Below are 7599 nucleotides of genomic sequence, written 5' to 3' on the forward strand. Positions count from 1 at the left end.
TGGGTGACGGGCTGGTGGCGCAAATACCGGCACTGCTCGTCGCGGTGGCCGCAGGCACGATGGTGACGCGCGTCGGCAGCGCCGACGGTGCGGGCGACCTTGGCCGGCAAATTACCAGCCAGCTGCTGCGCGACTCCCGAGCACTCGGTCTTGCCGCGGTGATCATGGTCGGCCTTGCCATCGTGCCAGGTTTTCCGTCGATCGTGTTCCTGATCCTCGGCGCCAGCTTCGGTGCCGGCGCCTACGCAATCAGTCGCCGTACCGCCCGGGAATCCGAGCCTGACGACGACGCCGGCCAGATCGCAACGCGCGAACAACCGGGGAATTCCGCGGCGCTTTCAGCAATCCCTACCGGAACGCTGCCTCCTTCCTACCGCATCGTCGTGCGCCTCGGAACCGAGCTTGGACGCTCGATCCCGGAGCCCGAATTTGCCGCGCTCGCCGACGGCGTGCGCCGCGAGCTCTTCGGCGATCTCGGTATCGACGTTCCGGCCATCGGCATGCAGGTCGACGAGATGCTTTCATCACGAAGCATCCGCGTCGATCTGGAAGGCGCGCCGATCCTGGATGCCGAAATTCCTGCCGACCGCGTTCTCGTCGAGGCGGATGCGACGCACCTCGACCTGCTCGAGGTGACTTACGAAGACGGCTCGTCGATTGCCGGTCAGCGTAGATTCGCGTGGGTCGATGACAGCCAGATAGCGGCATTGAAGGAGGCCGGCTTCGCCTTTTCCGCACCAGCGGAAACGGCGGCCAAGTGGACCGGAAATGCACTGCGGCTCTATGCCGGCCATTTCGTCGGGATTCAGGAGACACGCAGGCTCCTGTCAGACATCGAGCCGGACTACGCGGATCTGGTCAGGCAGGCCCAGGAGATCGTGCCGCTGCAGAAGATCGCGGAAGTGCTCCGCCGGCTTGTCGGCGAAAACGTGCCGATCCGCAATCTGCGCCTCATCCTCGAAGCGCTGATCGAATGGGGCCAGCGCGAACAGGACGTTGTCCTGCTGACGGAATATGTCCGCACATCCCTGAAGCGCCAGATCAGCTTCCGCTCCGCCGGCCGCAACAACATCATCGCGGCCTATGTGCTGCAGCGGTCGGCCGAGGATATCCTGCGCAACGCGGTGCAAAGCGCATCGACCGGCACATTCCTGAACCTTTCGGACGATGACGCGCAGGCCCTGGTCACCGAGATCGAGCGAGCCCTGTCGCAGAGCTCCATCGATGTCTCGCCGGTCGTGCTTGCCGCGATGGACGTGCGCCGGCATATGCGCAGCCTGCTGATGCACAATGCCATCGAGCTTCCGGTTCTGTCGTTCCAGGAACTCGCGCAGGAATTCAACGTCCAGCCCCTGGCCACGATCACCGGCCGCACCGGCAGGGCCGGCGCGCGCTCGCAGGCGCTGCCGTCGGCTCAGGCGAAAGCCGGGCAAGAGGCTGCCTCATGACGAGATTGCAACATGGCCGAAGAAGCTGAGGAAAAGAAGTTACCGGCGTCGGACAAGAAGCTCCGCGACGCTCGCCGCAAGGGCCAGGTTTCGCAGAGCCGCGACCTGGTCTCCGGCTTCACGTTTCTCGCGGCGCTCGGCTATCTCTATTTTTCCTGGCCGATGCTGTTCAAGCACCTTTCGGAACTCGTGCAGACCGTGACAGAGACCAGCGGCCCGTTCGCGGATGTCAGCCTGCGGGCCATCCGCCATTTTCTTTCGTTGCTGATGCTTGCCACATTGCCGCTGGTCGGGATCGTCGTCGTTCTCACCCTGGCCTTTGGCATGCTGGGGACGTTCGGGCCGGTCTTCTCGTTTGAGCCGCTGAAGCCGCAGTTCGATCACATAAACCCGGCGAAGGGCCTGCAGAAGATCCTGTCGCTCCGCAACGTCATCGAGTTTAGCAAGGGCCTGGTCAAGGTGATGTTGCTGGCAAGCCTCTTCGTATTCGTTCTGATCGCGTGGCTGCAACCGCTCTTCGATGCGCCGGGTTGCGGTCCGTCATGCCTGGAGCCGATCATCAAGGCGGTGCTGATACCCCTTGGCGTTGCCGCCGCGCTTGCCTTCGTCGTCATCGGCGTGATCGATGTTCCCATTCAGCGCTGGCTGTTCCTGCGCGACATGCGCATGACCACCACCGAATACAAGCGCGAGCACAAGGATCTCGAGGGAGATCCCTTGATCCGCCACGAACAGCAGCGGCAGCGGCGCGAAGCGGTGATGCAACCCGCGAAACTCGGCGTTGGAAATGCGGTCATCGTCTTCGTGTCCGGCGACCGCGCCGTGGCGTTGCGTTACCTCAAGGGTGAAACGCCGGTGCCGACGGTCGTCGGCAAGGGCCAAGGCCGCGCAGCCGACGAGATGGTAGCTCAGGCGCGTCAGGCACGTATCGCGATAGTCGAAGATGCGGCCGTCGCCGAACCACTCTTCGAGAATGCGGGCATCGGATCCTATATCGGCCAGCAGATGTTTTCGCCGGTCGTTCGCCATCTCGTCCGGCACGGACTCACTTGAGGCAAAAACGCGCGGTTGTTCTTAGCAAGTATCGTTCCCGCGAGCGACCGATCGGGGAACACGATGGGCGATCCGGCGAGCCGTCCGTCGGCAACGCGCTGGGCCATCGCGATCGGGCATCCTGCGTGTTCGCCACCTGTCAGCAGAAACTAAGCAGCATTGCTGTGCAGGCGGAGCGCTTCAGTTCGACTTGACGTCGAATTCGACCCTGCATCGCTGGCCGGCGGGCAAACGGTTGCCGGCATTGGGCAGCATGATGCGCACGCCGAACGTCCTGCTGGCCGCGTCCAATACCCGGTCGATCACCTGAACTGTGCCGACAAGGACTTCATCGCGCGGCTCGCTGACGGTCACCCGAACGGCGAGGCCGACGCTGAACTTGCTGTATTCGCTGTCGGCGACGAAGGCTTCGACGCTCAACGGGTCGAGCTGTGCGATCGTGGCCAGTTGCCCGTCCTGATCGAGGTACTCGCCGGCATACAGCTTGCGTTCCATGACAATACCGTCGATCGGACTGACGATAACCTTCTGGCCCAGCACGGTCTTTGCCCGGGCAAGCTCGAGTTCGAGAATGCGCTTGCGCGTTTCGGCGAGCGCCAGTTCGCGCTTGGAGACCTCCATTTGCGCGACCGCTTCCTCCACCGCATCCTGGGAGGTGACGTTCATGCTGGCCAACCGCTTGGAGCGGTCCATGCGGTTTACGGCCAGTTGGTATCGTGCCTGCTGGGCCTCGATTTCCGACGTGTTGGCCGCCTGCTCGGACATCAAGTCGATAGTCGACAGCTCGGTGTTGGCATTCAGCCGGGCCAGGATTTGACCCTTTTTGACAATGTCGCCACGATCGATCAGCACCTCCTCCAGAAGGCCAGGCACCGTGCCGCCGACACCCACCACGATCGAAGGATTGACGACGCAATCGAGCGCCGCCGCATGAGCGGCACCCGCCAGAAACACGGCAGCGATGGAGAAGATAGGTCGCAGCATTTGACGTGGCTCCCTGCCCGCCGCGGCCAGTCCAGCCGCCGGCCCAAGTCTATTCGGATTTGCCGGAGAAGGCGAGCAGCACACCCAGCCGCCGGTCCTGGTCGAGCAGGTCCTTTCGCTCCGCTGCATGCGCGCGCTCAGCGCGCATCTGCGCTATCCGAAACAGCGCAAGTGCGGCTCGGCGCCTGAACCAGGTTTGACTCCGGCTGGCCCATTCGACAAGGCGTGGCGGCGCGAGATCGAGGATCGGATCCTCCAGCGAAAGAATGTCCCGCGTTGACCCCCGGTCTCCCTTGCGCGCCGTCCGCCCTTCCATCTGCCGGTCGATCCGACGGGCATCGTGGCGCTCGCTCAGCACCACGTGAAGTCCGCCCATTGCGAGCGCCTCGGGATCGACCTTGATGTCCACGCCGCGCCCAGCCATGTTGGTCGCCACCGTCACCGTTCCGACACGACCCGCTCCCGCGATGACTTTCGCTTCGTCCTCGCTCTGCTCGGCATTCAGCACGGCATGCTCGACGCCGGCGCGCCCGAGACATGCGCTGAGTTCCTGTGATGCAGAGACCGAACGCGTGCCGATCAGTACCGGCCGTCCGAGGGCCCGCATCGTCTCGACCTCCTGCACGATGCGGTTCCATTTCTCCTCGCGCGTCGCACACACAATTGTCGTGAGCTTCGCGCGCCGGGGCGGCACGTGTGTCGGCACTGCGAGAACCGACAGCCCGTAGACGGCGCCCAATTCGCCTTTGACCTCGTAGGCGGTGCCGGACATCCCGGCGAGGCGCAGATAGCGGCGAAAAAAGCGCTGGTACGTGATCCGCGCGGCGGTGCGTTTGCGCGGGGTCACTTTGCAGCCCTCCTTAAATTCGATCAACTGATGAAGGCCATCGCTCCATGTGCGGTCGGCCATGATGCGCCCGGTGAATTCGTCGACGATTTGAACAGTCTCGTCAGCGACCAGATAGTGTTCGCCGCGTCGGAAAAGCAGCAATGCGGAGAGTGCTTGGCTGGCCGATTCCTCGCGTCGGAGGCGGTTGCGCCAGTATCCATCGGCCGCCTCAGCGCGCGTCCAGAGCCTATCCTTGCCGGCTTCCGTCAATTCGATACGGCGCTGGTCCGGCAACAGCACGTAGTCGACATCCTGTTGCAGGTCCTCGATCAGACGAAATGTCTTTTCCGCCCAGTTGCGTTCGTCGACGGAATTGCTTTCCTGGGAGATGATCAGCGGCGTGCGCGCCTCGTCGACCAGCGCGCTGTCGGCCTCGTCGACGATTGCCAGGTGCAGACCGCGCATGACTGTTTGCGAATTCGCACTGCCGGCTTGGCCGAAGCCGCTGAGCTTGCGGTGCAGCAGCCCGGTCCTTTGGCCAAGCGCCATGCGATCGCGCAGGTAATCGAACGCAACTTCCTTGTTGCTCGCATAGACAATGTCCGACGCATAGACTTGCGGTCGCCCTGCCCGGTCGCCGCTCTGGATCAGGCCCGTGGTCAGGCCAAGAAAGTCATAGACAGGCTTGAGCGTCGCAAGGTCGCGTGCCGCCAGATAGTCGTTCACGGTTATGATGTGAACCGGCGTGCCCGCCAGCGCCGCGGCCGATGCGGCGAGACCGGCGGTGATTGTCTTTCCCTCGCCGGTGGCCATCTCCGCCACCCGCCCGTCAAGCATTGCGAGGCCGCCAAGAATTTGAACGTTGTGGTGGCGCAGCCCGAGCTTGCGCCATGATATCTCGCGCACGATCGCGAAGCATCGTTCGATGTTCGTCTGGGTCAGGCCGCCACGGCGCATCACTGGGCGGAACGCCGCGACCCGCTCGACAAGCTCGACTTCGGCTATGCCCGCATAATCACGTCCGAGTGCCTCGATGCGAGGCAGCGCGCGATACATCCGCCGCAGCCTTGCCCGCTCCCGCAACGGCGAGGCCACGCCAACCAGCCACTGGTCCAGCCAGTCGAGGAATTTCGGCGCCGGGTCTTCCCGCTCGGCGCCGAGATCAAGGGCCGGAAGCAGGACGCCGGCCGTTTGCCCAGCCGCCGTCAAGCTCCCGTCCTTCTACGCTCGGGTGACATCTCGGTCGTCACTTTGTTAAGCCTGCTCCAGCCTCATGTCCGCTTCGTCGCCACCCTTGCGCGCCGCCGATTTGCCGGTTTCCCGTTTCGCCTTGGCAGAAGTCGCTTCTGGTGCCGGTTCCGACGTGTCCTCGACATCCGGGCCGGAGGCTGGCATCCGCTCCAGCATGTTGGCGAAGTGCCGCAAGGAGTGGAGGTGAAGGTAGGTGCACTCCAATTCGTCATTTCCGAACATCGTTTGCAGGTCGGCGGCATCGATCGCCTTCAGCTTCTGGCGGTCGACCGTCATGAAGCCGGCCAGCGAACGGCGCTCGCCACTGTTCAAATTGAACTGCGCCTGCATCGGCTGCAGCAGCCCGAGAGACTTCAGAAGATCGCAATATCGCTTGGTGCGCTGAAAGCGCGACTGATAATCCTGAAGGAAGCCGAGCACCTCTTTCAGGTAGCGCGTCTGCTGTCCGTCGGCGTCGAACAGGCGCTCGCCGCGGCCCTCGCGGTTGATGCCTTCAAAGCTCTCGTCGATGTTGAGGATGAATGTCCGGCCGCTGGCATCGGAGGAGAAAACGAAGGGATAGCGGCGCACGAAAGCCGGAACATATTTGCCGCTCCAGTTGCCGGCATCGTCGACATAAAGGTTTTCGGTCTGCTTCACGCCAAGAATGACCGCCGGCATGATCGACTGTTCGGTGCCCGCGAAAACGATCGGATACTCCGCCGCTGCCTGCGCGAATTCGACAGCCGTCACCGGTACCGAGTTCACATTGCGGGCGAAGGCGTAGGAGTGACCCGTCTTGATCGAAACATCCCTGTGACGGTCCGAGGTTACCGGTTTGGCGTCTTGATAGAAAAGAAGCTGCACAGTCATGAAACCCTCCTTGAGGTGGAAAACTCGGTTAATTTATCGTTTCCGCGATATGTAGAACACTAATACTTCAACACCAAGTATTGATCACACCACCGCGGCGTCGGATTGTAAAGTGAAATGCTGCATTTGGCACGATTCCAAGGTAATTGAGTTAGTTCCAACTACAAGTTATTACCTCCGTTCATGGAAGACTAGACCCGATAGACCCGCAGGAACACCTGCCTGATCCAGCGATACGTACGTTCGTAGAGCGGCACATTGCCGTGAAAGAAGCGGACGTAGATGCGCCCGCCGATGCGGTCGATCTTGCTTGGATTGGCCAGCGCCAATTCCAGATGCATCAAGTTGGCAAGGACCCGCTTCTGCGAAGGATCGGTCGGGTCGAGCGAAAACTCCCCACCGCCCACTCTGCTCAATGCGGCGTTCGGCAAAGTTGCGGTCAGCGAAGGCACCTCGCGTATGATCTTTGCGGGATGCGAAACCGATGGGTCTTCGACGAAGCGCACGTCGACGAACGCCGTATGGTTACGAACCAGATCGGCGTCGCTTTCTGGTATCACGGCGCGCAGTGTCGGCTGATCGAACCGCGTCACATAGGCTAACGTCTCGCCACGGCGCACGAACTTGCCGTCGAGATCCTTCGCCGACGGAATGATCAGAGTACCGCTTGCCTGCGCCCGTACCGTCAGCGCTTCGGCACGGTCGCGCGCGAGGACGAGGTCGGCGCGTGCGAGCCTCAGCTCTTCGGCCACCACTTTGGCGTCGACCTTGTTGGAGAGATCAAGCTTCTCGAGGCGGCGCTCAAGCTCCCCGGCCCTCAGATCCAGCAGGACAGTCCGCGCTTCCAGCAACGGGTCTTCCAACCGCAGGATCGGGGCGCCTCGCTCGATCCGGGCGCCGGGAGTCGCGACAATTTCCGCTACCACGCCATCGACACCGGCATTGACGACTCCGTCGCCCGGCAGCCAGACGACACCCTGCGCGGCGGTCGCGTAGGGCAGCGGGATGACGAAGAATGGCATGGCTGCCAGCGCCAGGCTGGCTGCAACGACGGCGAAGGCCCTCCCCCTCGTCCTTCTCAATGATGGGCTCGTGAACAGGAACCACAGCTGGCGCGCCAGCGGCACGCCAACCATCAGCACCAGCGCCCACCCGGCCATCATGCCGACGACGAAGAAGCGC

General features: G+C 62.7%; 5 protein-coding genes and 1 pseudogene. 2 read left to right on the top strand and 4 right to left on the bottom strand.

The window, feature by feature from the left end; all coding sequences use genetic code 11:
* Together EN745_RS25010 and EN745_RS25015 are read left to right on the top strand one after the other, a co-directional pair.
* Window positions 1-1448 (top strand): FHIPEP family type III secretion protein (locus EN745_RS25010; protein WP_127422506.1); only part of this gene is annotated, 1448 nt, incomplete at its 5' end.
* A 12-nt stretch (window positions 1449-1460) separates the two neighbouring features.
* Window positions 1461-2501 carry an EscU/YscU/HrcU family type III secretion system export apparatus switch protein gene (locus EN745_RS25015; RefSeq protein ID WP_126056238.1) on the top strand — a complete coding sequence of 347 codons (1041 nt, stop codon included), beginning with the start codon at window positions 1461-1463 and terminating at the stop codon, window positions 2499-2501.
* 180 nt (window positions 2502-2681) lie between these two features.
* On the opposite strand, the gene EN745_RS25020 is transcribed toward EN745_RS25015, so the two are convergent.
* From EN745_RS25020 to EN745_RS36285, 4 genes and pseudogenes are all read right to left on the bottom strand, one after another.
* The gene (locus EN745_RS25020; protein ID WP_189347401.1) at window positions 2682-3485 is read right to left on the bottom strand and encodes an efflux RND transporter periplasmic adaptor subunit; all 804 of its coding nucleotides are present in this window, start codon (window positions 3483-3485) and stop codon (window positions 2682-2684) included.
* Window positions 3486-3534: 49 nt separating this feature from the next.
* Window positions 3535-5523, bottom strand: coding sequence for a prepilin peptidase (locus EN745_RS25025; protein WP_127422507.1), 1989 nt, complete (start codon window positions 5521-5523; stop codon window positions 3535-3537).
* Window positions 5524-5568: 45 nt separating this feature from the next.
* Window positions 5569-6417, bottom strand: coding sequence for a SapC family protein (locus EN745_RS25030; protein WP_126056241.1), 849 nt, complete (start codon window positions 6415-6417; stop codon window positions 5569-5571).
* A gap of 191 nt (window positions 6418-6608) precedes the next feature.
* Window positions 6609-7599, bottom strand: a pseudogene (locus EN745_RS36285) (hypothetical protein); the annotation flags it as partial.

This window comes from Mesorhizobium sp. M4A.F.Ca.ET.022.05.2.1 (assembly GCF_003998845.1).
GTDB lineage: Bacteria > Pseudomonadota > Alphaproteobacteria > Rhizobiales > Rhizobiaceae > Mesorhizobium.